The following is a 24,231-nucleotide window of genomic DNA, read 5'->3' as shown; positions in this document are numbered from 1 at the left end:
GATGTGTGTAGCCCATGGTTTGATTCTCCTGTGTAATGGTTGTTGTGGTGACTCCATTTTACACGAATCTTCCATGGGCCGTTCTTTTTCTGTCGCACTTCATATTACAATCCGTCATTTTAAAAAGCGACTATTTTTCGTCCTCGTTTCTCATATTCTTTTAAATTAGTATGCTTACAAATAGCGCAGGGCCAGTCGAACCTGTAATGATTCTCATCAGCCGTGTTCCCCCGATTGGATTCATGATAAATTAAAAGATAGGAACAAAAATATTGAAGATGTTTTTTATGCGGTCAAGGGAACAGACGGTCAATTGTATCTCGATTTTTATAAGGATAAGATACAACATCCAATTGACGTAGAGTAATGCTGAACGGCATCATCAGGACCTTAGTGAAACCTACATCACCGAACGAAAAAACCTTCCCACGGTTCACTTTTACTGTAAGACTCCACCAACAATACCGATGGAGTCTTTTTCGGTATATATTTTAATCGAGATTTGTAATCGGGGGCGACATACGGTACATTTTAATAGAATCATTGGGGGATACGCTTATTTATACAGCTGCTGCTGGTTGGATGCAGCTCATTTTAGATATAGGATGGGGGATTAAGGTGTCAGAGTGGGTGTTAAATCAGTCGTGGGGATTGCCTGTGTTGCTTGCCTTCTTGATGGTCGTATTCGTATTTGAGTCACGGAAAGCCTTTAAGGCATATAAAGAAAAAAGACGGTTCGAATTGGGATGGGCTCTCTTGTTTGCGCTGGTGGCTTTATTGGCGATGATCGTCCTGGTGGCATATTAAAAAAATACATAACCAAAAACAAGACACCGCCAGAAGCTTCCGGCGGTGTCTTGTTTAATGATGGCTATAAACGTTGAGTAAGGCCGTTATCCTTCGTTACCGTTCATTCATGACGGCCTCTGTTGCGGCCCAGGCTCTGCCAGCACGCATGGCCAGGAAGAAGCAGAGGATGAGGACGATGGACGCAGAGATGTAGGGAAAGTTGATGTCCACATCAAACAGATACCCTGCCATCAGCGGTCCGGCAATATTCCCCAGACTGGTGTAAGCCGAGTTCAGGCCGGCCACGTAGCCTTGCTGATCCTTCGCCAGCTTGGACATTTGCGTACCGATCGCGGGACGCAAGATGTCGATCGACAGGAAGACCAGGAAGGTAACGAGGAATATCAGCCAGTATTTATGCACAAACAGGGTTAACAGGATACAGATTCCAGCAGTAAGCAAACTGAGCGTAATGACTCTTTTCTCACCGAACCGGTTCAGGATCCAACCGAAAATCGTCGCTTGGACGACGGCACCTGCAATCGATCCAAATGTGATGATCATGGCAATATCTTTAGGGGTGAACCCGAATTTATGATCCACAAACAGGCCGAACACCGTTTCATAATTGGCAAGGCCAAACGAGAGCACAAATACAATGATCAAACTTAGGAAATAGGGTTCCTTGAAAGAACGTACCAACTGGACAGCCATGCTCTCCTTCTTCCTTCCCAGCACGGTAGGTGCTTCCTGCTTGGCGGACGATTCCGGAAGCAGCAGCAGCGTTACCAGTGCGGCAATCCCTCCCGCAACAGCTGCGGCGTAGAAAGGAACGCGAATGCCAAACTCGGCGATAAATCCTCCGATGCCCGGTCCGATAATGAAACCTGTCGTAATCGCAGCATTAATGAACCCCATGCCCCTGGCACGTTCTTCATTCGAAGTCACGTCAGCCGTGTAGGCCATAACAGCGGGCATAATGAGCGCAGCGCCGATACCGCCCAGCATTCTCGAGGCAAACAGGAGCGGCGTTGTGCTGGCAGCTCCGAACAACCATTCCGATACGGCGAACACAATCATGCCGGAGATGATGATTTTTTTGCGACCCATGGTGTCCGACAATCTTCCCGCAAGTGGTGAGAATAACAGCTGGGTTAATGAAAAAGCGGCAACGAGCATCCCTACCGTACTTCCGCTGATATGCAGTTCCGTCATATAGGTTGGCATAATAGGTATGACGAGCCCGATCCCGGTAAAGACTAGAAATATATTGAACATGAGGAGCAGAATGGCTCCATTGTTTCGCATCAGTAATGACATGATGATTCCTCCAAAAATAAAAGACGATTTAATAAAGGTGTGATGAAAATGATGGTAATTCGACTAATTATATACTGAACATTCGGTTTGTAATAGAGTATGAAAAAAAGTCTTGTTTTTCATGATTTCTTTTCAATACCATGCAGAAATACTGTGATGGCGGCATGATAAAGGGAAAGCGCATTTTCCGCCTTCGTTATGCGGGACATCTGGCTTAAACCAATAATGAGGCTCTCAAAGATGACGGACAACTGCTCCACATTATGATTCTCAAATTCCCCGCGATCAATCCCTTGCTGCAGCAATTTCTGATCGAATTCCAAATGGCTCCGAATAATCTGGACGATTCGCTGCTCTACTTCCTCGGTAACATCTCCATTGCTGTTCATAAATTCATCAAGCGCCTTGGAGAAGGGGTGGTTCAGATCATCAAACACCAATTGATCGGCTATTCCGTACAGCTTGTCAACGGTCGTGGTGTAATGCTGCTCTTTACTGTTCCATTTCTGTTCCCACTCGAGGTCCCATTCCTCGATCAGATACAGAAACAGCCCTTCCTTGCTCTTGAAATGATAATAGATATTCCCTTTGCTGCTGCCGGTGGCTTCAACGATTTCCTCAATGGACGTGGATTTGTAACCCTTCTGCATAAAAAGCGCCTTGGCGGCTTCGGCTATACGTCGCTTGGTATCTTCGGTTTGTTGTTGTTTTTTGTTCACGCATACACCTCCCCTTATGATTCTGGGTCATTCAAAATTTATATACTGAACGTTCGTTCTGTATCTTACCAAATGCAATTAATAAATTCAAGAAGGAAATCACACCTTGTGTTTTGGGAACCAATCGGTTTCAAAAAATAACCGTTACCATCAATAGGCAGCGGTTATTGTCGAACGTTGAACGTGATCAATTGCATTAAACGTGATCCATTACATTAATGGTTTACTTCAATAAACTTACGCGATTTCTCATGATAGGAGAGCAGCCCCGAAACGGTCACAAATTCGTAGCCTCTCTTTTGCAGCTCCGGCAGAATCACTTTGAGGGCTTCAACTGTCTGTGTACTACCCGGCACAAAATCGTGCATCAGTACAATGTCTCCATTATGGGCATTATCCAGCACTTTTTTGGCAATCCGATTAACGCCGGGCTTTCGCCAGTCCAGCGTATCCTGGTGCCATGACCATAATACGGTCAGCATACCGAAATCCTTGCTCGTGCGGACAATCGCTTCATTGTAACTGCCTCCGGGTGGACGAAACAGAACGGTTCGAATGCCAGTTGCATGAAAAATCGCATCCTGCGTCCCCTTCAGTTCGTTCGCTAACTTGCTGACGTTAATATTGTGAAAGGGAGGATGGGAGTATGAGTGATTGCCGATCTCATGTCCTTCCTGCAGCTCTCGCGCTACGATCTCAGGGTGTTTCTCCACCCGGTTGCCAACAACGAAGAAGGTAGCCTTTGCGTCATATTGCTTTAGCAGATCCAGAATTTGAACGGTATTCTGCTCGTCCGGACCATCGTCAAAGGTAAGGGCAATCACTTTGTTGTGTGTGGGGACTTCCCATACAATCTCGCCGCGTTCCTCATAATAATCCCTGCCTTTGGAAGCGGATGGCGCATGCTCGGCGTTAACAACACTCGGATAGCAAAGGGAAATGGAGAGAGCGATTAATACGATGGTTGAGAGTTTTTTCATGGTGAGGGGTATCCTTTTCTCGGCTGTTCTAGTCTTCGCACATGACAATGCAAGCCTATTTATCATTTGGCGATAACGGTAAAATTATTCTTTATGGCATACGGAAGCCTTTGAATTGATGAATTAAAGCGGTGGTTCAAGCTATTAAGTAAGGTGATGCCAAAAATTATGAGTTTCATATATTGACATCACATGGTTGGACATGGTATTATCAATTTTGTCGCTAAGACGAAATGTGCACACCTAGATATCGGAATGAGATCGCAATATATTGCGATTCCCACGCGTACCTTCGGCTATGTAAGTGAACGTGAACGACGCTAGGAACATGCGCGGATAAATATGCCGGGGTGGCGGAATTGGCAGACGCACAGGACTTAAAATCCTGCGGTAGGTGACTACCGTACGGGTTCGACCCCCGTCCTCGGCATTATAACAGCGTCTGGTAAGATGCAAAATAAGTCGGCCCCCGTATGGGTGCCGGCTTATTTTTTTAAATCGACATAAGGTCAATTCATGATGAGCGTTGTTATTGGATTCAAATTGAACGGAAGATGTTATGGTGTTCCGATTATAGAAATCGCATTCTTTTATGATTCCATGCTGGCCTGTGTGAGAGGAGAGAGGAGACATGCGGATGTTTAACAATGATTGGGACCTTATTCTGCAGGGAGAAATGGATAAGCCTTATTTTCAAGCTTTGATGGAACGGGTGGACGAGGAATACCGGCGCAGCACGGTGTATCCCCCCAAGGAAGATATATTTCGGGCTCTTCAGCAAACATCGTACCAATCGACAAAAGTCGTTATTTTGGGACAAGATCCTTATCACGGTCGTAGGCAGGCGCAGGGACTGAGCTTTTCCGTTTCGCCCGGGGTTACGATTCCTCCGTCTTTACGAAATATACATAAGGAGCTTGCTTCGGATCTGGGAATCTCGATTCCCCGTCACGGTTCCTTGCAATCGTGGGCGGATCAAGGAGTACTGCTGCTCAATGCAGTGCTTACGGTTCGCGAAGGCGAGCCGAACTCGCATAAAGGGATCGGGTGGGAGACATTCACCGATACGGTTATTGCGAAACTGAATGAACGTGATCAGCCAATGGTTTTTATATTATGGGGCAGTTACGCACAGAAGAAAGGTTCCTTCATAGACCGAAGCCGGCACAAGGTGCTTGAGTCCAGTCATCCGAGTCCATTTGCAGCGCATAAAGGATTCTTCGGTAGTCGTCCATTTTCAGCATCGAATGCTTTTTTAATGCAAAAGGGTATGGATCCGGTGAATTGGGACATCCCAAGCACACCGGGCGATGGAGATGAATAATCCGCGAGAGGTGACCTTCATGAAGCATTGGATTGGTCGTCATGTTGTCATTCAGCGTTTAGACGGGGCGAAAAGCACGGTTGAAGGTGTGCTGAAAGGGTGGGATCCCGTTCAGGAAAAAGTGATTCTAGGTCCGGGTGAGCTTGTTATACCGTTTCGCGCCATTCATAGAATTATGCCAAGAAACGCATACCCTGCCTTGAACTCCATCGGTTATGTCGTGAATCATACCATTCAATTCGATAACGCCATCTATTTTGGATCTTCCGTGATGATATGGCGAGGCAATCGACTGGTGTTATCACAGGCCATCCTGACTACTCACGATGAGGATACCGTTACCTTGTCAAATGGCATGATATTGCGCAAGGATGAGCATGATTTTGTGGTTCGATCTCTGCGCGGCAATGCGTGATTCGTTATATAAAGGATGTCCCCAGCAGCCATCGTGAAGTTGGCGGGGACATCCTTTTTTGTACAAATGGCAGCTGTATGTCTCCAGTAACTCGAGTTCATTATGCGTCTTCTACTTTTTCGGCAAGGAACAGTTCGTAAATCCGTACCACGATAATTTTGACGATCATGTAAGCGGGAATGGCGAGCAGGATGCCAAGCAGCCCGAAGAAGTCGCCGCCTACAAGAATGAGGACAATCGTGGTCAACGGGTGAATATCCAGCTGTTTCCCGTAGATGACCGGTGTCAGAATATTATCTTGGATCTGCTGTGCGATGACAATGACGACAACAGACCATATCGCAATCGAAGGAGATTCGATAAAACCGATGATCACGGCAGGAATGGTCGCCAGCAGCGCTCCGATATACGGGATGAAATTCAAGAAGAAGGAGATCACCGTCAAGAGCAAAGAATAAGGCAGCCCGATGATCAGAAATCCGATATAGATCATTATGCTAAGTATAAGATTCAGGATCACTTTGCCGATAATAAAATTGCTGAGTGCTGTATCGATCTCACCCAGCACTTCCTTGCCGTCACGGCGGTATCGTCTTGGTAGGACACTGAGCAGCTTGGGCGGAAGCTTGCTGCCTTCCTTCAGCATGTAGTACAGAATGATCGGAATCGTAGCAATAATAACGAGAACGCTGGATACAACGGTAATCAGGTTATTGATGGAGTTGCTGATCCAAGTAATGATCCGATTCATGTATTCCGTCAGTGAGGTAGATAACTCGGATTCCGTTGGTATAAAGCGTGACCAGTATGGATTCTGCTGCAGCTGGTCGATCTGTTGCTGCACACCCTCTACCAGAAAGGGGGCATTACTGATAAAATTTTCGATCTGCTCGCGCAGTGTCGGCCACACCACAATGCCGAAGATGGCGCAGAGACCGGCAAACACGAAATACAGCATCAGGACGCCAATGGATCGTTTGATTTTCCGCCGCTCCAGGTAGTCCACAATCGGTCTGAGCAGATAATAGAAGAAGCCGGCCATCGCGACGGGAACGATCAGCATATTGAACATGGAAACGATTGGCCGGAACAAGAAGCTGATTTCGGATCCGAGATAAATGATCAAGAGCAGTGCGATTATGCCAAAGCATGTCCTGAAATATTTGCTCTGCATCATGGGCAATCCCTCCATACAACGAATAGGTAAATACATAGGTACGATGTAACATTTGTATTTAACCAATTTGGAGGGATTTGAAATCACCAGTTTTATGCTATCAGTTTCGTATGGTGACCCGGGTATGAATCGGCACGAGGGAGGCAAGCTCAATGACGTCCTCGTTGTACATCCGAATGCAGCCATGGGAAACGTAGCGGCCGATGGATGAAGGGTCATTCGTGCCATGGATGCCATAATGGGGTTTGGACAACCCTAACCAATAGGCTCCAAAGGGCCCCCCGGGATTTGGCTGTTTGTTGACGATGGTGTAATTGCCGGGCGGCGTCTGTGTAGCCATTTTACCGATGGCAACCGGGAACGTACGTACCACGGTGTCGCCATCCAACAGGTGCAGCTGAAAATGGGGTAAATCGACAATAATGCGGTATTGGGGCATCTTAATTCATCTCCTTCCTGATCATGCTATGAATGAGCGGGAAGAGCGACCCCTAAATTGACCTAAAATAGGCCAATTACACCTTCATGACTTGGTAGAAATTTCATCCATTGGTGAAGGCCCGCCGATGTTATATTTATTATGTTAAGCAGTAACAACGTTTACATCAGGAAGGGGAAACCGATGTCTCCTGCTAAGTTTTATCAAAAATATATTAAAAATAATATGTTTACCAAAATGCTGCTGTTAATCTCCTTGATTGCGGTGGTTACCATCGTCACCTTATCTTTTCTCATGTATTACTTCTTGTTTCAATCGGCCGTGCGCAGCGAACTAGACATTCAGCGAAGAGCGGTTGAACGGGTGGAGCGGCAATTGAATCAAAAATTTGAGAATGAGCAGTCCTATGTAAATGACTTGTACCGCAACAGTTCTCTAGGGATTGACACTTCCTATTTCCTCATGAACTCGTTTGATGAGTACATGGCCAAGCGAATGGATCGGATCGCGGGCGGCGGGCAGTCCAATTCAGACAGTGTGGTTGCTTACTTCAAGCAAAGGCTGGACGACGACCCGGATATTGAGAATATCATGCTGTATAGTGCCGAGAAGCAATATGTATATGTATACAAGCAGGGCAGCATGACAAGGCTCTATCAGGCGAATGCCACGCATTCGTACATTCCTGATGTGATGGCGATGGAGAGCCAGAGCGTCACGCTGCCGAATCTCTGGGTACGTAAGCTGGCCGGAGATGTGAATTTGCCGTTATTCTCGATCCGGAGCCCGATTAATGATATGACCACATACAAGAATTTGGGGCAGTTGGTTATTTTATATCGAACGGAAGCACTGGATGCTGTCCTGAACAGCGGCGAAGATCCCCTGAAGGGATCCGTGCTGGTCTTGTCGGGTGACGGTCGTGTGATGTTTGATTCTTCCGGCAAATATTACGGGGAGAAGTATCCTTATGCCGATCGGCTGCTGAATTCCAAAGATACCGTGAACCTAGATGAGGAATCGTACATTACAACAGCGGCTCACAATCAGGCAGGGTATACGGTGGTCGGAATCACACCCAAACGTGAGATATCTGAGTCCTTCCATGGTTTGCAGAACACCATCATCATTGCGGCCCTGCTATGTATTGTCGTTGCGGTATTCATTCCTTCGCTGACAATCGTAAATTACTCCAAGCGCACCGATAACATTATCCGTTTTATGCGCAAGGTAGAGAAGGGGGAATTCGTTGCCCGGATGCAGGATACCAAGGAGGACCAGCTAGGGCAAATTGCGGGCAGCTTCAATGAAATGCTGGATGAGCTTTCCCGGTATATCGACAAGGTGTATAAGGCAGAGATTAACCAGAAGAACGCGGAGCTGTCTGCACTGCAAGCGAGAATTAACCCGCATTTTTTATACAATACGCTTGAAGTGATTCGGATGAGAGCTCTTTCGCAGGGGGCTCAGGATGTCGGTGATATGATCTACAGCTTGTCGATGCTGTTCAAGAATATCGTTCAGCACAAATCCCACTACACATTGAAGGATGAGCTGGAGGCGTGCAGGCTCTATCTGGAGCTGTTTCGAATTCGCTATAAGGACAAGTATATTTATAAAATGCACTGTGAGGAACAAATCAAACATGTGCCGATGATAAAAATGTCGCTGCAGCCACTGATTGAAAATTACATCGTTCATGGGCTGCGCAGCGACCAGGATGATAACTGGCTGACGGTTAACGCGACGCAGCAGGATGATGATGTCATAATCGAGATCAAGGATAACGGGAAAGGGATCGAGCCAGAGCGGCTTGAGAAGATCAAATCCCGGCTGGAAATGGCCGAGTCGAGTGAAGAATCATTTGGTTTACGGAGTGTGAATGAGCGATTAAAGCTGACGTTTGGAAGTTCGTACGGAATGGACATCCAGAGTGAGCCGGGCAGCGGTACAACGGTGACAGTCAAATTTCCGGTGGCAGAAGGGAAGCTGAATAACGATGTATAAAGTGTTTATCGTGGACGATGAGCCATTTATTATAGAAGGATTGGTTGACGTCGTGGATTGGTCGAAGTATGGCATTGAGGTGGTGGGTCATGCGGAGAATGGCCGTCAGGCGCTGGAGAAAATGGTGGTCATTCCGGTTGATATTCTCATCACGGATATCTCGATGCCTGTCATGACGGGACTTGAATTGATTGAAGGCGCACGAAAATTGAACCGTAATTTGAAGGTAATCATCCTGAGCGGTTTCGACGATTTTGCCTATTTGAAGGAAGGCATGCGTCTGGGGATCGAGAATTATTTGCTCAAGCCGATCAATCTGAAGGAATTGGAAGAAACGATTGCCAGCACAACGGATAAAATGAACAAATCCAGAAGAGAAATGAGACTGGACGAGTACGACATTAACGTATTGCGGAGCAATATTCTGTACCGCTGGATCACGGACCGGATTGAGCCGGAGGAACTGGAGGAGCGCACGACCCTTCTGGGGCTGAACCTGAATTTGCCGTATGTCATGGCGTCTATCTTGAGAGCGGATTTCACGCCGCTGGAGAACAGCCTGTATCAATTAATGGATCAGGAGCCGGGTGTCCTGTATTTCCGGGACAACGACGGCGATCACGTGGTGATTTTTATGATGAAAGATCCGGACACGGAAAAAGCGAGAGCCATTCGGCTGCTGCAGCAGGTGCGCGAGCAATGCTATGAAGAGGAGCTGTCCATCTCGCTTGGCAGCGTGGAAAGTCTCGGCGGAAATTATAAGGACAGTTATCTTCATGCCAAGGAGGCGCAGGAATACTATCTTGTTCTGGAGCAGCCCTCCTACGTGGATTATGTTGATGTTCAAGCCAAGAAGGGGGAAGCGGCGGAATCCTATTCCGTGCAGTGGCCCGAGTATGCCAAAGGCATCGCCGGTAGGGACAAGCAGGTGCTGTTTGATTTGATCGATAGTGATTTTGATCGGCTTCGCCATACGCAGGGGATGATCCCGACGACACTCAAGAGCATCGCGGTCGAGATGGTCATTCGCCTGAAACTGGAGCTGAACGATATCCAATACACGGCTGCCCCTGATTTTGTGAAAAATACGATTACGGACATTATGGATTCCGTATCGATCGACGATCTGATTACGGCTGTGAAGGATGGGGTAGGCGGGCTGGTTGATTCGCTCAACAATGATGTGAAGAGCCCTGTCATCCAGCAGATTCTGCATCATATCCAGCACCATTATAATGAGGACTTGTCGCTGAAGGTGTTGGGCGCTCAGTATCATATTCATCCCGTCTATCTGGGGCATCTGTTCCATAAAGAGACGGGAGAGAACTTTACGGAGTATATTAACCGGTACCGGATTGAAAGAGCGAAGGAGCTGCTCCGAAACTCTTCAACGAAAGTACAAGATATCGCAAAAAATGTAGGTTATTGGGAAACCGGTTATTTCTATAAACAGTTCAAAAAATTTGTCGGCGTATCGCCGAGGGATTTCCGAGGAATGCTCTGATTGATTTAATCAGAGTTTTTTTCTTTATTTTCACCATAATACCTTTAATTTTTCGCCTATGTGAAACTGCTTTCATGGGATAACCTTATAAGTGTAGAGACACAAGGATTCAAAAGGGAGGATAAACATGAGTAAATCGAAAAAGAAATGGCTCCTGCCCCTAACGCTTTTATTGTCCGCATCCATGCTGTTGTCGGCATGCGGGGGCAACAAAGAGAGTGCAGGAAACGGCGGGGGAACTGCCGAGAAACCGGTTGAGCTGATCTGGTACACCATCGGAACACCTCAAAAGGATGTTGACAAGGTTGAGGAAGAAATCAATAAATACACTGCTGAGAAGATTGGTGTAACCGTTGACATGAAAATGATCGACTTCGGTGATTACAACCAGAAGATGCAAGTCATGGCAGCTTCCGGCGAACCGATGGATATCTTGTTCACAAGCTCATGGGCGTTTGACTATGTGCAAAATGCACGTAAAGGCGCATTCATGGAAATGGACGAGCTGATTGAAAGTCATGGACAAGGCATTAAAGACGCGATTGACCCTGCGTTCCTGGAAGGTTCCAAGGTTGATGGTCACAACTATGCGATTCCGGCAAACAAAGAGCTTCCTGCTCAAGAAGCATGGCGCTTTAATAAAACATTGCTTGATAAGTACAACCTCGATATTTCGAACGTGAAATCGATGGAAAGCTTGGAGCCACTGCTGAAAACGATCAAGGAAAAAGAACCGAACGTCGTTCCTTTGGCACTTAGCAAAGACTTCGGTCCATTGCTTCCGTTTGACTACATCATCGAAAAAATGCCAATGGCCGTTTACCTGGATGACAAGGAAGATCTGAAAGTTGTGAACTTCCTCGAAATGCCGGAAACAATGGACATGCTTAAATTGATGAACAAGTACTACAAAGCGGGATACATTTCCCCAGAAGCAGCTACAACAACTTCGACGCAAGATCTGATGACTTCCGGCAACTGGTTCGCAGACCGTGCGGCAACGCAGCCGTTCGCAGATAATCTGTGGAGCCAAAGCTACGGCTATCCGGTAGTGTCCACTCCGGCTGGCGATGCAACGATCTTCAACTGGTCGGTAATGGGTTCGATGCAAGCGATTTCCGCTAACTCGAAATACCCTGAGAAAGCCATGGAGTTCCTGAACCTGCTGAACACAGACGTATATCTTCGTAACCTGGTTGACTCCGGTATCGAAGGCGTACACTACAAAAAGCTTAGCGAGAACGTAATGGAAAACTTGCCAGAATCGAAAAACTACGACATGCCTACCTTCGCGCTTGGTAATGTCATGCTGACTTACTTGAATCCTGAGGATCCTGAGAACAAATGGGAAGAGTTCAAGAAGTTTAACGAGTCCGGCCAGGCTGCTCCGCTTCTCGGTTTCAACTTCGATCCAACCAAAGTATCCACAGAGCTCGCAGCAGTCAACAACGTAAAAGAAGAGTTCTGGGCACCGCTGATGACAGGTACCGTAAATCCTGAAGAGTTCCTGCCAAAAGCGAATCAAAAGCTGAAAGCCGCTGGTCTGGACAAGATCATCGCTGAAGCACAAAGCCAAATTGATGCTTGGAAAGCAAGCAAGTAATAACAATGCATGAAGCGGTCTTTCTTGTCCCAAGGACAGCAGATACCGCTGCAGTATGAACAAGGACGGGGCGGCGGATGTTCACCGCCCTTCTTTTGTTCATTCATGCACATCACGAGGAGGGGTAAGCGTGAGAGCGATCGGACAGTTTTTCAAAAATATTATGACGAATAAGGCCATGCTGTTCATGGTTTTGCCGGGGACCCTGTGGTTTCTCTTATTCTCATATTTGCCCATGTTCGGGACCATTATTGCATTTAAGGAATACCGCTTTAGCCGGGACGGCTTCTGGGCAAGTATCGTTAATAGTGAATGGGTAGGATTCCAAAACTTTAAATTCCTGTTCAGTACCAACGATGCTTACATCATTACGCGCAACACCGTACTTTATAATTTCGTGTTCATCATTTTGGGTCTCATTCTATCCGTAGTACTGGCTATCGTGTTGTCCGAAATTGTGAATAAGAAATTGGCGAAAGTCTATCAAACGGGTATGTTTCTGCCGTACTTCTTGTCTTGGGTTATTGTAGGTTATTTTGCATTCAGTTTCCTGAGCATGGATAAAGGGATGTTGAATCAAATCCTGGGATGGTTTGGCATGGAGCCGGTTCAATGGTATTCCGAAGCCAAGTATTGGCCGATATTCCTGACGTTAATCAGTTTGTGGAAATCCGTTGGTTATAACAGTGTCGTTTATCTGGCGGCGATTATGGGGATCGACAAATCCTTGTACGAAGCGGCGATGATTGACGGCGCGAACAAATGGCAGCAGATTAAAGCCATCACGCTTCCGATGCTGAAACCGCTGATGACCATTTTGACTCTTCTTGCGATCGGTAAAATCTTCTACGCTGACTTTGGTCTCTTCTATCAAGTGCCAAGGGATTCGGGAACCTTGTATTCCGTAACGAACGTTATCGATACCTATGTATATCGTGGTCTGAAGACAACAGGCGAGATCGGAATGAGTACTGCTGCGGGTCTGTACCAGTCGGTAGTCGGATTTATTCTCGTTATGGTATCGAATTATATCGTTCGTAAATATGACAAGGATAATGCATTGTTCTAATCGATCAATCTACCAAGAAGGGGGTATGTGACGTGTTCAAATCTAAAAGCAAGATGAAAGATTTCCATCAGCTTTCATCCGGGTGGAATGTCGTGTTCAACCTGATTGCCGGTATTTTCTCGTTCCTGTGTGTATTTCCGTTTTTGTTCGTCATGATCATTTCATTCACGGATGAAGGCGCCCTTGCCCGCAACGGATATCAAATCTGGCCGAAAAAATGGAGTCTGGAAGCCTATAAATATGTATTCCAAACGGGCGATACACTCCTTCGTTCCTATGGCGTTACGATCTTTGTAACGGTAGTGGGGACGTTGATCAGCTTGTTTATTATCTCGTTGTATGCGTATGCCATCTCTCGTAAAGGATTCAGATATCGGAACTTCTTCGCGTTCTTTGCATTTTTCACGATGCTGTTTAACGGGGGTCTGGTACCGACTTATATCGTTGCAACGCAATTGCTCGGTCTGAAAGATTCCATCTGGGCTTTGATCCTGCCATTGGCACTCAACGCCTTCTATATTATGATACTTCGTACGTTCTACAGCACCAGCGTTCCGGATGCCATCATTGAATCCGGTAAAATCGACGGTGCCAGCGAGTTTAAAATTTTCTACAAGCTGGTATTGCCGCTATCCTTGCCGGGTCTGGCAACCATCGGGTTGTTCAGCACCTTGGGTTATTGGAATGACTGGTTTAACGCATTGCTCTACATTGATGATCCGAACCTGGTTCCACTGCAATCCATGCTCATGCGGATTGAGACCAGCATGCAGTTCATCTTGCAGAACTCTCAGAATTCATCCCTTAGCATGGCCGCTCTGCAGAGCATGCCGCAGGATACTTCGCGGATGGCGATGGTCGTTCTGGCAACCGGACCGATTATTCTGGCCTATCCGTTCTTCCAGCGCTATTTCATTCAAGGTCTGACCATCGGCGCGGTTAAAGAATAAATTCTTCATGTACCGGAGGGTATGAGATGACTTATAAAGATTCCAGTAAACCCATTACGGAAAGAGTGGAACATCTTCTTGGCCTGATGAACCTGAAGGAAAAGGTTGGGCAGCTGATTCAGCCGTTCGGCTGGAAGACCTATGAAGTGAATAAAGGTCGGATTACATTAACGGATTCATTTAAAGAGCAAGTGAAAAATGGCGGCGTCGGATCCCTTTACGGGACCCTGCGCGCCGATCCATGGACCGGTGTAACACTTGAGACCGGTCTTTCTCCGCGTGAAGGAGCAGAAGCCGTCAATCACATCCAGCGGTACGCCATTGAGGAATCACGTCTGGGTATTCCGATTCTGATCGGGGAGGAATGCTCGCATGGGCACATGGCCATCGGCGGCACGGTTTTCCCGGTCCCGCTGTCCATTGGAAGCACATGGAACGTGGATTTGTACCGGGATATGTGCCGTGCCGTGGCGCTCGAAACGCGCAGCCAAGGCGGTGCCGTCACCTATTCCCCGGTCCTCGACGTTGTGCGCGATCCAAGATGGGGCCGTACCGAGGAATGCTTCGGCGAAGATCCGTACCTGATCAGCGAATATGCGGTCGCATCGGTTGAAGGCCTTCAAGGCGATTCATTGGACAGCCCGAACAGTGTTGCTGCGACATTGAAGCATTTTGTGGGTTATGGGAGTTCCGAAGGCGGGAGAAATGCGGGTCCCGTGCATATGGGAACACGTGAATTGATGGAAGTGGATATGCTGCCTTTCAAGAAAGCCGTGGAGGCAGGAGCTGCATCCATTATGCCGGCCTATAATGAAATTGACGGTGTGCCTTGCACCGTTAATACCGAGCTCCTTGACGGCATTCTCCGCAAGGAGTGGGGTTTTGACGGCATGGTAATTACCGACTGCGGTGCCATCGATATGCTGACCAGCGGCCATGATACTGCTGAAGACGGAATGGATGCCGCTGTTGAGGCGCTTCGTGCCGGTATCGATATGGAGATGTCAGGCGAGATGTTCGGCAAGCATCTCCTGAACGCGATCGAGTTAAACAAGCTTGAGATTGCCGTACTGGATGAGGCCGTTCGCCGAGTATTGACCTTGAAGTTCAAGCTCGGATTATTCGAGAAGCCTTACGTGGATCCGCAGGTAGCGGAGGAAGTTATCGGCAGCCAGCAGCATGTCGAACTTGCCAGACAGCTTGCGGCGGAAGGTATCGTCCTCCTCAAGAATGAAGGCCAGGCGCTGCCGTTATCCAACGAAAGCGGCGTGATTGCCGTCATTGGACCTAACGCCGATCAAGGATACAATCAGCTTGGAGATTATACGTCTCCGCAGCCGCCGGCAAGTGTGACCACCGTACTGGGTGGAATCCGCGCGAAACTGGAGGATGAAGCTGAACGTGTATTATATGCACCGGGCTGCCGCATTAAGGATGACTCCAGGGAAGGCTTTGAATTCGCACTAGCTTGTGCGGATCAGGCCGATACCGTGGTCATGGTACTGGGTGGTTCCAGCGCACGCGACTTTGGCGAAGGCACGATCGATTTGCGAACAGGGGCATCGAAGGTTACAGACGACGCTTTAAGTGACATGGATTGCGGTGAGGGCATCGACCGGATGACGCTGCAGTTATCCGGCGTTCAATTGGAGTTGGCCCAGGAGATTCATAAGCTTGGCAAGCGGATGATTGTGGTGTATATCAACGGTCGGCCCATTGCGGAGCCGTGGATCGACGAGCATGCGGATGCCATCCTGAAAGCATGGTATCCGGGACAGGAGGGCGGACATGCGGTAGCGGACATTTTGTTCGGCGATGTGAATCCGTCCGGTAAACTGACGATGTCGATACCGAAGCATGTCGGACAGCTTCCGGTTTACTATAACGGCAAGCGGTCGCGCGGTAAGCGTTACCTCGAAGAGGATTCCCAGCCGCGTTATCCGTTCGGATACGGGCTCAGCTATACCGAGTTCAGTTATTCGGATATTCAAATTACCCCAGAAGTGATCAGAACGGGCGAAACGGCTGTTGTCTCCGTGAATGTTACAAACAGTGGCGACAGGGAAGGATCCGAGGTTGTACAATTGTATGTGAGCGATGTGGCCAGCAAATATACGAGACCGGCCCGTGAGCTGAAGGGCTTCCGCAAAATCTCTCTGCAGCCTGGAGAGCGGAGCAAGGTGGAATTTACCATCGGTGCGGAACAGCTTCAATATATCGGTCAAAATTACAAGCAAGTGGTTGAACCTGGCTTGTTCCGTATCATGGTTGGCAGACATGTGAACGATACGCTGAGTGCAGATCTGACTGTACAGGAGGGTTAAGGAATGGAACGCATTCGACGTTTTATACGCGAACTTTCGGAGCGGCAGTGGCTCGAGTCAGTAGAGCTTGGAGAGTGGAACATTACCCAAGCTACGTACATGGTTCCGGGCGTGTATGAAGATAAAGCCCCTTATACGGAAGGACAAGACTTCAACCGATTCCCGAGCACACAGGGGACAACCTATTTCTTTCGGAGGAACCTTGAATGGCCCACGCACTGGGTGGACGGAGCAATCGGACTTGTGTTCCACTCCGGGGGCGAGGGCTTACTGCGCATAAACGGAGTATCTTATCAGGGTTTGGATCGTAATCATACCTTCGTCAAGCTTGATCCGAAACGCACCGGCTTGAATATGGAGCTTGAGATCGAGTTATACGATCCGATTCCGGAGCCGGTGGACCCGCTGAATCAGCAGGCTGTCATTCAGCCTCCGATTACTAAGGTGCAAAGCTTGCTTGTCAAGGTGAACGTGTCCGTTCAGAGCCTGATGTACACCGCGACCGTGATTCGGGATTCACTTATCCTGTTGCCGGATAGCGATATGCGGCGCATCCGCTTAATGGAGGCGCTGTATCAGGCGATGGACCGCTTTGTCAGCCTGGATGACGCCGCCATCCGGGACGGCGCTCAGGTAACCGGGATTGAGCATGATCTGAAACGGAGCGTTACTGCCATTGGCGGCCATGCTGAAGGCACGGAGTTTATGGTGGGTCAATCGCATATTGACATCGCTTGGCTGTGGCCCGTCCGGGAAACCGTACGTAAAACAAGCCGGACCTTCTCCACCATGGATGCGCTGATGAATGACTATCCCGAATTTAAGTACGCGCAGAGCCAGCCTTTGCTATACCAATTCCTGAAGGATCATGATCCTGAGCTGTACGAGAGAGTGAAGGCTAGAATCAAGGAAGGACGCTGGGAGCTTGTCGGCGGGATGTGGGTCGAACCGGACCTGAACATTCCGAGCGGGGAGTCCTTCATGCGTCAATTGCTATACGGGCAAGGCTTCTATCAAGAAGAGTTTGGCCGGACATCTCATATTGAATGGCTGCCGGATACATTCGGATATTGTGCATCGCTGCCTCAGATCTTGAAGCATGGCGGCATTCGTTATTTCATGACAACGAAGCTTGGCTGGAACGATACGAATGTGTTTCCTTATGACCTGTTCCATTGGGTTGGGATCGATGGAACACCGATGTTATCCTATCTCAATCATGGCGTGAACGAGAACACGCTGCCCAAAGATGTTCACGAGCATTGGCAGTCATACCGCCAAAGAGCCGTTCATCCGGAGCAGATGCTGCTGTATGGACACGGTGACGGCGGAGGCGGCGTAACCCGCGAAATGTTGGAATATCTCGACCGTGCCGAACTTATGGTCGGTCAACCGGCCAGCAAGTATAGCACAGCTTCCGAGTTTTTCGGCGGGATTGAGGATGCACAGCCGAAGCTGCCTCAGTGGCGCGGGGATTTGTACCTCGAGCTTCATCGCGGCACCTATACAACGCATGCGCGGAACAAGCGTCATAACCGGAAAGCGGAAATCCTGTACCGCGAGGCGGAGTTATGGAATTCGGTGGCATTTTCGTCGATGAGCAATGAGCAGCGGCAGGCGATTATGAGCGAGCTGCATGACGGCTGGAAGTTAATTTTGCTGAATCAATTTCATGATATTATCCCGGGCTCTGCCATTACGGAGTCTTACGTCACCTCTGAGAAGGAATACGCAGAGGTGTTCCAAAAAGGAAATCATAGCCTCCGTCTTGGGCTTCAGGTATTGGCGGATCAGGCCGATACAGAAGGGGAAGGTATTCCGTATGTCGTCTTTAACGGACTTGGATGGAGCAGAGATGCCGTCATTTCGATTGAAGCAGAGCAGGGCCTTGCGCCGTATGATTCAGATGGAACGCTGCTGCTGTACGATGCGCGAACAGAAGGAAACAGTAAAACTTCTCACCATTTGAATGTTCATGTTCAAGGCATCCCAGCTTTGGGATACAAGACCATTTGGTTGAAGCCTTTGGCAGGAAACAAGGCGGTGGCGGAGAATTCTACTACAGTGTTCGCAGATTCCTGGGAAACGGATTATTATAAGGTCAGCTTTAATGAGCGCGGGGAAATCACGAGCCTGTGGGTTAAAGAGGCTCATCGGGAAGTGGTCAAGCCGGGCGAAGCCGCAAACCGCTTCCACTTCTTCCATGACCGTCCGACGCTGTGGGACGCATGGGACATCGATACCCGTTACGAGGAGCAATTAGCCGGAGAGGCGGAGCTGATCGAGAAGAAACTCGTGCAAGCGGGTGAGGTACAGGATGTGCTGCGTTTCCGCTGGCGTATCCATAACTCGGAGATTATGCAGGACATGATTTTTTATCATCATGACCGGCGGATCGACTTCAAGACGCAAGTCAGCTGGAACGAATCACACAAACTGCTGAAAGTCGGCTTCCCAATCGGGGTCGTTGCCGATAAGGCTACGTATGAGATTCCGTTCGGGGCCATCGAGAGACCGACCCATCGCAATACAAGCTGGGAACAGGCGCAATATGAAGTCTGTGGCCACCGTTTCGCGGATGTGTCGGAGCATGGATACGGCGTCAGCCTCATCAACGACTGCAAGTACGGGTATGACATTCAGGACAGCACGATCCGGTTATCCCTGCTGCGCGCACCGAAATGGCCCGATGCCACGGCAGACTTGGGTGAGCATGAGTTCACGTATTCCTTATACCCGCATAACGGAGACTGGAGAAGTGCCGGAATCGTCCGTAAAGCTGCCGAGCTCAATCATGAGCTTCCTTGCGTAAGAACAAGTTCGAATCAGGGTACTCGGCCTGCTGTTCATTCATTTATTCCGTTCGAGAGCCATCATGTAATCCTGGATACGGTCAAACCCGCAGAAGACGGTTCAGGGTATATCCTTCGGATGTACGAATCTGCGGGAGGCAGAGATAATGCAGCACTGAGCTGGCCTTATCCTTATGAAAGCGTCCATTTATCCAACGCCTTGGAAGAAGAACTCGAACAACTGGATACCGCAGAAGGAAGATTAACCCTTCGATTCATGCCGTATGAGATCAAAACCATCAAATTGACTACACATCATACTTAATTAAAGGAGCCAGAACAACCATGGAACAATTCAGACTCCCCAAAATACCAATGCCGGAGCTTGAGCTGCCGCAATCGATTCAGGCAGTTCTGCAAGAGGCTGAAGAAAAGCTTGCGCACCGTCCCAAACTGCTTCAGCTGTTCAAGAACTGTTTCCCGAACACGCTGGAGACAACAACCAAACTGATGGAGGATGGCACAACATTTGTGATTACCGGTGATATCCCGGCCATGTGGCTGCGCGACTCGGTAGAACAGGTGATCCATTACATTCCGTTTGCGAAGAATGATCTGCAGCTGCAGCGGATTTTAAGCGGATTGATCAAACGCCATTTTCAATATATTCATATCGATCCTTATGCCAATGCCTTTAATGAATCGGCGAATGATTGGCATTGGAACACAACCGACGAAACTGAAATGTCCCCATGGGTGTGGGAGCGCAAATTTGAGATTGATTCGCTATGCTTCTCTGTTCGCTTGGCCTACCTGTACTGGAAGGAAACCGGCCTTACGGATGTGTTTGACGCCAACTTCAAGTCGGCTATGATTAAGATTATTGAGCTGTTTAAAACGGAACAATACCATTTCGAGAAATCGCCTTACCGTTTCACACGGGATAACGGAATTCCAACGGATTCCTTGCGCAATAACGGGCTCGGCATGCCGGTGAATTATACGGGCATGATCTGGTCCGGCTTCCGTTCAAGTGATGACGCTTGCGATTTTCACTACAATATTCCAGGCAACATGTTCGCTGTTGTCGCCCTGCGTCAAATGCAGGAATTCGCGGAATGGGTATTCCGGGATATGAAGCTGCTGGATGAACTGAAACGACTCGAAGCTGACGTGGATCACGGAATTCAGTTGTACGGCATTTATCGTCATCCGGAGTTTGGACCGATTTACGCTTATGAAACAGACGGTTACGGAAATTACTGCTTGATGGATGATGCGGGAACACCTGGATTGATGTCCATTCCTTATCTGGGGTATTGCTCTGCAGATGATCCGATCTACCAAAACACCAGACGGTTTGCACTCAGCAAAGAAAATCCTTTCTACTACGAAGGCGCTGTTGCCAAAGGAATCGGCAGTCCGCATACGCCGCCGGATTATATCTGGCATATGGCCTTGTCGATGCAGGGAATTACAGCACAGACGGCAGAAGAGAAGCTGCAGATGATTGCATTGCTGGAAGCAACCGATGCCGATACCGGATTTATGCATGAAGGCTTCCATGCCGACGATCCGAAAGTTTTCACCAGATCTTGGTTTGCCTGGTCCAACAGCCTCTTCTCGCAATTGGTGTATCAGGCGATGAAAGCAGGGATTCTATGAGCGGGCGTCTGATTGTATTTTATGATCCGTCCTTTCCGGCAGCAGAAGCTGCCGGTTTGCCGGCTAGCGCGGCGGCTCTGAATGCATTCGTCGTTTGCCGCGCTGAGAATTTGGCTGAAGCACTGGAATCTGCAGGAGGACAGGGCGCAAGCTTTGTCAATTTGCATGCGCCTTACTTCCCGAAAAGCGCCTGGAGAGCGATCCTGGACTTTCTGAGAAATGGCGGCGGCTTGGTCAGCATTGGCGGCGCACCTTTCAAGCGTCCTGTCCGCATGGAGGATGGCGCTTGGGTGGTGGAGCACGAACAGACGGCATACCATCAGCAGCTCCACATACATGAAGTGCTGTCAGTGGACAGCGGACGCGTCGACCATTTGACTTCCAGTGACGTTATTCCCCTTATGGAGAGCAGCCGGGAGCGGTTATCCATAAACGATACGTGGAACCTGGTTCCACATGTCACCAAAAGCAGTGATTTGCCGCATCAGATGGGATCGGCCGGGCCGATGGATACGCGGATTTATCCGCTCCTTAAGGGGAGCACAGCGAAGGGAAGAGAAGTCGCGGCTCCTGTCGTTCTGTGGGAAAATGTCGGCGGGCCATTCTTGGGCGGACGCTGGCTGTTTGTGAATCAGCCTCTCTCTGCTTCATTCTGGGAACAGGATGGAGGCGAAGAGGTGCGCAGCTGGGCGGCATTCTGTGCGAAGGGGATTACCGAGCTGTGGATCAAGCCGAATTATGCGACCTACGAGTCTGGCGAGCGTGCGATCCTGACCCTGCAGGCACAACGGCTTGGCCGGAAACTTTCCGAACAAGAGCCGCAGAGCTGGACGTTCCGCATCTCCGTCCAACACGACCAAGATGAATCCTTATCATGGAATCATTCCGTGAAGGTGGATGTGACCGGACAATTTCATGTACAGCGCATTCCGGTTATGCTGGATATCAAGCCGGGGTCTTATCGGGTGGTGTGTGAAGCCGAAGGGCCGGATGGAGAAATCCGCAGGCTGAGACAAGGGTTCTGGGGAGCGGATTCCGAGCTTTTGCAGGCGGGTACGCCTGTAACCTGCAATCGGGATTACTTCATCAAGGATGGTCGCCCACTGCCTGTTGTCGGGATGACTTACATGACGTCCGATGTAGCGCGTAAGTTCCTATTCCTTCCGAATACGGATGTGTGGGATCGCGATATGGCGCAAATGCGCAATGCGGGCATCAATTGGATTCGTACCGGGATCTGGACCGCATACCGCAATATTATGCAGGTGGACGGGCATGCATCCGAAGAGGTTTTGCGTTCGATTGACGCCTTCCTGTTAACGGCGAAGAAGCATGATTTGCAGGTAACATTCACGTTCTTCTCCTTCACGCCGGAGACTTGGGAAGGCCAAAATCCTTACCTCGATCCGCGAAGCGTGGAAGCTCAGAAGCGTTTCATACGTTCCATCATTAGTAGACATAAAGATACGAAGAATGTGGACTGGGATCTGATTAATGAGCCATCCATGTTCGATCCGCCGCAGATTTTCTCGGACGGCCCGCGTTCCGCGAAGGATCCGTTCGAGAAACAAGCTTATATCGAATGGCTGAAAAAGCGTCATGGTTCGATTGAGCGACTGCAGGAACGTTGGAATATGACAGCGGATCAGCTGCCGGGTTTTGACTCCGTGGTTCCGCCGGAACCTCAAGTCATTAATTTTGATGTTCAAGACATGCATCAAGGGAAAAAAGGCACACAATGGCTCGATTATGTACTGTTCTCGATGGACATGCATAACCGCTGGGCCAAGGAATTATATGACGATATCAAAGAGGTATGCCCGGATCATATGGTTACCGTTGGACAGGACGAGGCGCTTGGGGCACAGCGTCCATCTCCGTTCTTCTATGCCGAAGCCGTAGACTATACGACGGTTCACTCCTGGTGGTTCAACGACTATTTGATCTGGGATGGCATATTTGCCAAAACGCCGGATAAACCGAACCTGATTCAGGAAACAGGCATCATGTACGTGGAGACACCGGATGGCCGGGCGAAGCGAAGCGAAGCCGAGCTTCGGAATCTGCTGGAGCGCAAGTATGCTTACGCCTTCTCCACAGGAGGCGCTGGAGCCATTCATTGGATCTGGAACACGAATTTCTACATGGATAATGCCAATGAATCGCATATCGGAGCTGTCCGCGCTGACGGCACGGAGAAACCGGAAGCGGATGTGTCGTATGATTTCGGTGCCTTCATGGAAGACATCCGGGACATGTTTAAAGGCCGGAAGCTGGAAGAAACCGCGGTCATTTTCCCTTATTCGAACGATTTCTCGAACCGGAAGCTTGCTTTTGAAGCAACGACCAAGGCTACACGTGCGCTTGCTTACGAGCTGAACGTGCCATTCCGTGCTGTCGGGGAGTATGACTTAAGCTCGCTGCGTAACCATCCGGTGAAATTCATCATTCTGCCGAGCGCGCACAATGTCGATGACCGGGCATTTGCTGAGTTGATGGATATCGTGAAGGAAACGGGAGCTACATTGCTTCTGACGGGTCCGATTGGTCTGGATGCATATTGGCATCAAGTCGATCGAATGACAGAGGAACTGGGCGAGCGGAATCTGGCGAATGTGCGCCGGGAAGAAAGTTTGCGCATTGGGGACCGTACATGGTCTACATCGTATGGGCATCGGAAGATTGCTGAGCTGAGCAAAGAAATTCAGACAGGCAGCGGGGCGAAACCGGCCGATATGGCTGGCGATTCCATCGTGGACGTGAAGCTTGGGGCAGGACGTCTTCTCTGGAGCCCACTTCCTGTTGAATTGAATGATCGAATCGACACCATTTCGGCTCTATATCGGTATGCATTGGAGCTATCTGCTGCCGACACAGGGCTGATCTGGAATCAAGGCGGAGAACATTCCGGCGTATATGGACGCAAGGTAACGTTTGAAGAAGGAGCACTCTTCGTATTCGGCTCAGAGCAATCGTGGGATACGAATGTTGAGGTGAAGGATCCTTCCACAGGACTCATCTATTCATTCGTGCTGGAAGCGGATCGTTCGATCTTGTTTGCAGTGGATGCAAGCGGTGACCTGTTATCGGTGTACCGTCCGGATGAGGTCGAAATCACAGTATCGAAGGGCTAACATAAGGGGGACTAAGCAGA

The 24,231-nt window shown here is 49.0% G+C and carries 17 protein-coding genes and 1 tRNA gene; 13 read left to right on the top strand and 5 right to left on the bottom strand.

Annotated elements, in window-relative coordinates:
• Positions 1-618: 618 nt before the first annotated feature.
• Positions 619-807, top strand: a complete 189-nt coding sequence (locus tag J7E85_RS32350) for a hypothetical protein (RefSeq protein ID WP_076321296.1) — start codon at positions 619-621, stop codon at positions 805-807.
• 96 nt (positions 808-903) lie between these two features.
• Here J7E85_RS32350 and J7E85_RS32345 read toward each other — a convergent pair whose 3' ends face one another.
• From J7E85_RS32345 to J7E85_RS32335, 3 genes are all read right to left on the bottom strand, one after another.
• Entirely contained in the window at positions 904-2,109 is a 1,206-nt protein-coding gene (locus J7E85_RS32345; protein ID WP_215164060.1) for an MFS transporter, read from the bottom strand.
• Positions 2,110-2,228: 119 nt separating this feature from the next.
• Positions 2,229-2,828 (bottom strand): TetR/AcrR family transcriptional regulator, encoded by a 600-nt coding sequence (locus J7E85_RS32340; RefSeq protein WP_215164059.1) that lies wholly within the window; start codon positions 2,826-2,828, stop codon positions 2,229-2,231.
• Between the two features lie 215 nt (positions 2,829-3,043).
• Positions 3,044-3,808 (bottom strand): polysaccharide deacetylase family protein, encoded by a 765-nt coding sequence (locus J7E85_RS32335; protein WP_215164058.1) that lies wholly within the window; start codon positions 3,806-3,808, stop codon positions 3,044-3,046.
• A 344-nt stretch (positions 3,809-4,152) separates the two neighbouring features.
• Between J7E85_RS32335 and J7E85_RS32330 the strand changes: the two genes are divergently transcribed.
• The 3 genes from J7E85_RS32330 to J7E85_RS32320 all read left to right on the top strand — a co-directional run bounded on the left by J7E85_RS32330 (position 4,153) and on the right by J7E85_RS32320 (position 5,547).
• Positions 4,153-4,238: transfer RNA gene (locus J7E85_RS32330), tRNA-Leu, on the top strand.
• A 207-nt stretch (positions 4,239-4,445) separates the two neighbouring features.
• Positions 4,446-5,132, top strand: coding sequence for a uracil-DNA glycosylase (locus J7E85_RS32325; RefSeq protein WP_215164057.1), 687 nt, complete (start codon positions 4,446-4,448; stop codon positions 5,130-5,132).
• A 19-nt stretch (positions 5,133-5,151) separates the two neighbouring features.
• Complete coding sequence (locus tag J7E85_RS32320; RefSeq protein ID WP_076320670.1) at positions 5,152-5,547, top strand: hypothetical protein; 396 nt, start codon at positions 5,152-5,154, stop codon at positions 5,545-5,547.
• A gap of 100 nt (positions 5,548-5,647) precedes the next feature.
• Here J7E85_RS32320 and J7E85_RS32315 read toward each other — a convergent pair whose 3' ends face one another.
• Positions 5,648-6,724 (bottom strand): AI-2E family transporter, encoded by a 1,077-nt coding sequence (locus tag J7E85_RS32315; RefSeq protein WP_215164056.1) that lies wholly within the window; start codon positions 6,722-6,724, stop codon positions 5,648-5,650.
• A gap of 100 nt (positions 6,725-6,824) precedes the next feature.
• Entirely contained in the window at positions 6,825-7,163 is a 339-nt protein-coding gene (locus J7E85_RS32310) for a L,D-transpeptidase (RefSeq protein ID WP_215164055.1), read from the bottom strand.
• Positions 7,164-7,346: 183 nt separating this feature from the next.
• Between J7E85_RS32310 and J7E85_RS32305 the strand changes: the two genes are divergently transcribed.
• The 9 genes from J7E85_RS32305 to J7E85_RS32265 all read left to right on the top strand — a co-directional run bounded on the left by J7E85_RS32305 (position 7,347) and on the right by J7E85_RS32265 (position 24,211).
• Positions 7,347-9,170 (top strand): cache domain-containing sensor histidine kinase, encoded by a 1,824-nt coding sequence (locus J7E85_RS32305; protein WP_215164054.1) that lies wholly within the window; start codon positions 7,347-7,349, stop codon positions 9,168-9,170.
• Positions 9,163-10,674, top strand: coding sequence for a response regulator (locus J7E85_RS32300; RefSeq protein ID WP_215164053.1), 1,512 nt, complete (start codon positions 9,163-9,165; stop codon positions 10,672-10,674). Before J7E85_RS32305 ends, J7E85_RS32300 begins: the two co-directional genes overlap by 8 nt.
• A gap of 127 nt (positions 10,675-10,801) precedes the next feature.
• Positions 10,802-12,277 (top strand): ABC transporter substrate-binding protein, encoded by a 1,476-nt coding sequence (locus J7E85_RS32295; RefSeq protein WP_215164052.1) that lies wholly within the window; start codon positions 10,802-10,804, stop codon positions 12,275-12,277.
• Positions 12,278-12,416: 139 nt separating this feature from the next.
• Positions 12,417-13,346: an ABC transporter permease gene (locus J7E85_RS32290; RefSeq protein ID WP_179090580.1), complete on the top strand. Its 930-nt coding sequence runs from the start codon at positions 12,417-12,419 to the stop codon at positions 13,344-13,346.
• A 53-nt stretch (positions 13,347-13,399) separates the two neighbouring features.
• Positions 13,400-14,296 carry a carbohydrate ABC transporter permease gene (locus tag J7E85_RS32285; protein ID WP_215164074.1) on the top strand — a complete coding sequence of 299 codons (897 nt, stop codon included), beginning with the start codon at positions 13,400-13,402 and terminating at the stop codon, positions 14,294-14,296.
• A gap of 26 nt (positions 14,297-14,322) precedes the next feature.
• A complete protein-coding gene (locus J7E85_RS32280) occupies positions 14,323-16,620 on the top strand; it encodes a glycoside hydrolase family 3 N-terminal domain-containing protein (RefSeq protein WP_215164051.1) in 2,298 nt (765 codons plus the stop codon).
• Between the two features lie 3 nt (positions 16,621-16,623).
• Positions 16,624-19,737 carry an alpha-mannosidase gene (locus J7E85_RS32275; protein ID WP_215164050.1) on the top strand — a complete coding sequence of 1,038 codons (3,114 nt, stop codon included), beginning with the start codon at positions 16,624-16,626 and terminating at the stop codon, positions 19,735-19,737.
• A gap of 20 nt (positions 19,738-19,757) precedes the next feature.
• Positions 19,758-21,077 carry a glycoside hydrolase family 125 protein gene (locus tag J7E85_RS32270; RefSeq protein WP_098742788.1) on the top strand — a complete coding sequence of 440 codons (1,320 nt, stop codon included), beginning with the start codon at positions 19,758-19,760 and terminating at the stop codon, positions 21,075-21,077.
• On the top strand, positions 21,074-24,211 hold the full coding sequence (locus J7E85_RS32265; RefSeq protein WP_215164049.1) for a beta-galactosidase: 3,138 nt from the start codon (positions 21,074-21,076) through the stop codon (positions 24,209-24,211). Before J7E85_RS32270 ends, J7E85_RS32265 begins: the two co-directional genes overlap by 4 nt.
• The last annotated feature ends 20 nt before the right edge of the window (positions 24,212-24,231 follow it).

Source organism: Paenibacillus sp. ISL-20 (genome assembly GCF_018613005.1).
In the GTDB taxonomy this organism is placed as follows: Bacteria; Bacillota; Bacilli; order Paenibacillales; family Paenibacillaceae; genus Paenibacillus_AQ.
The sequence above is the reverse complement of the archived record's forward strand: the minus strand, read 5'-3'. Positions and strand labels throughout refer to the sequence as shown.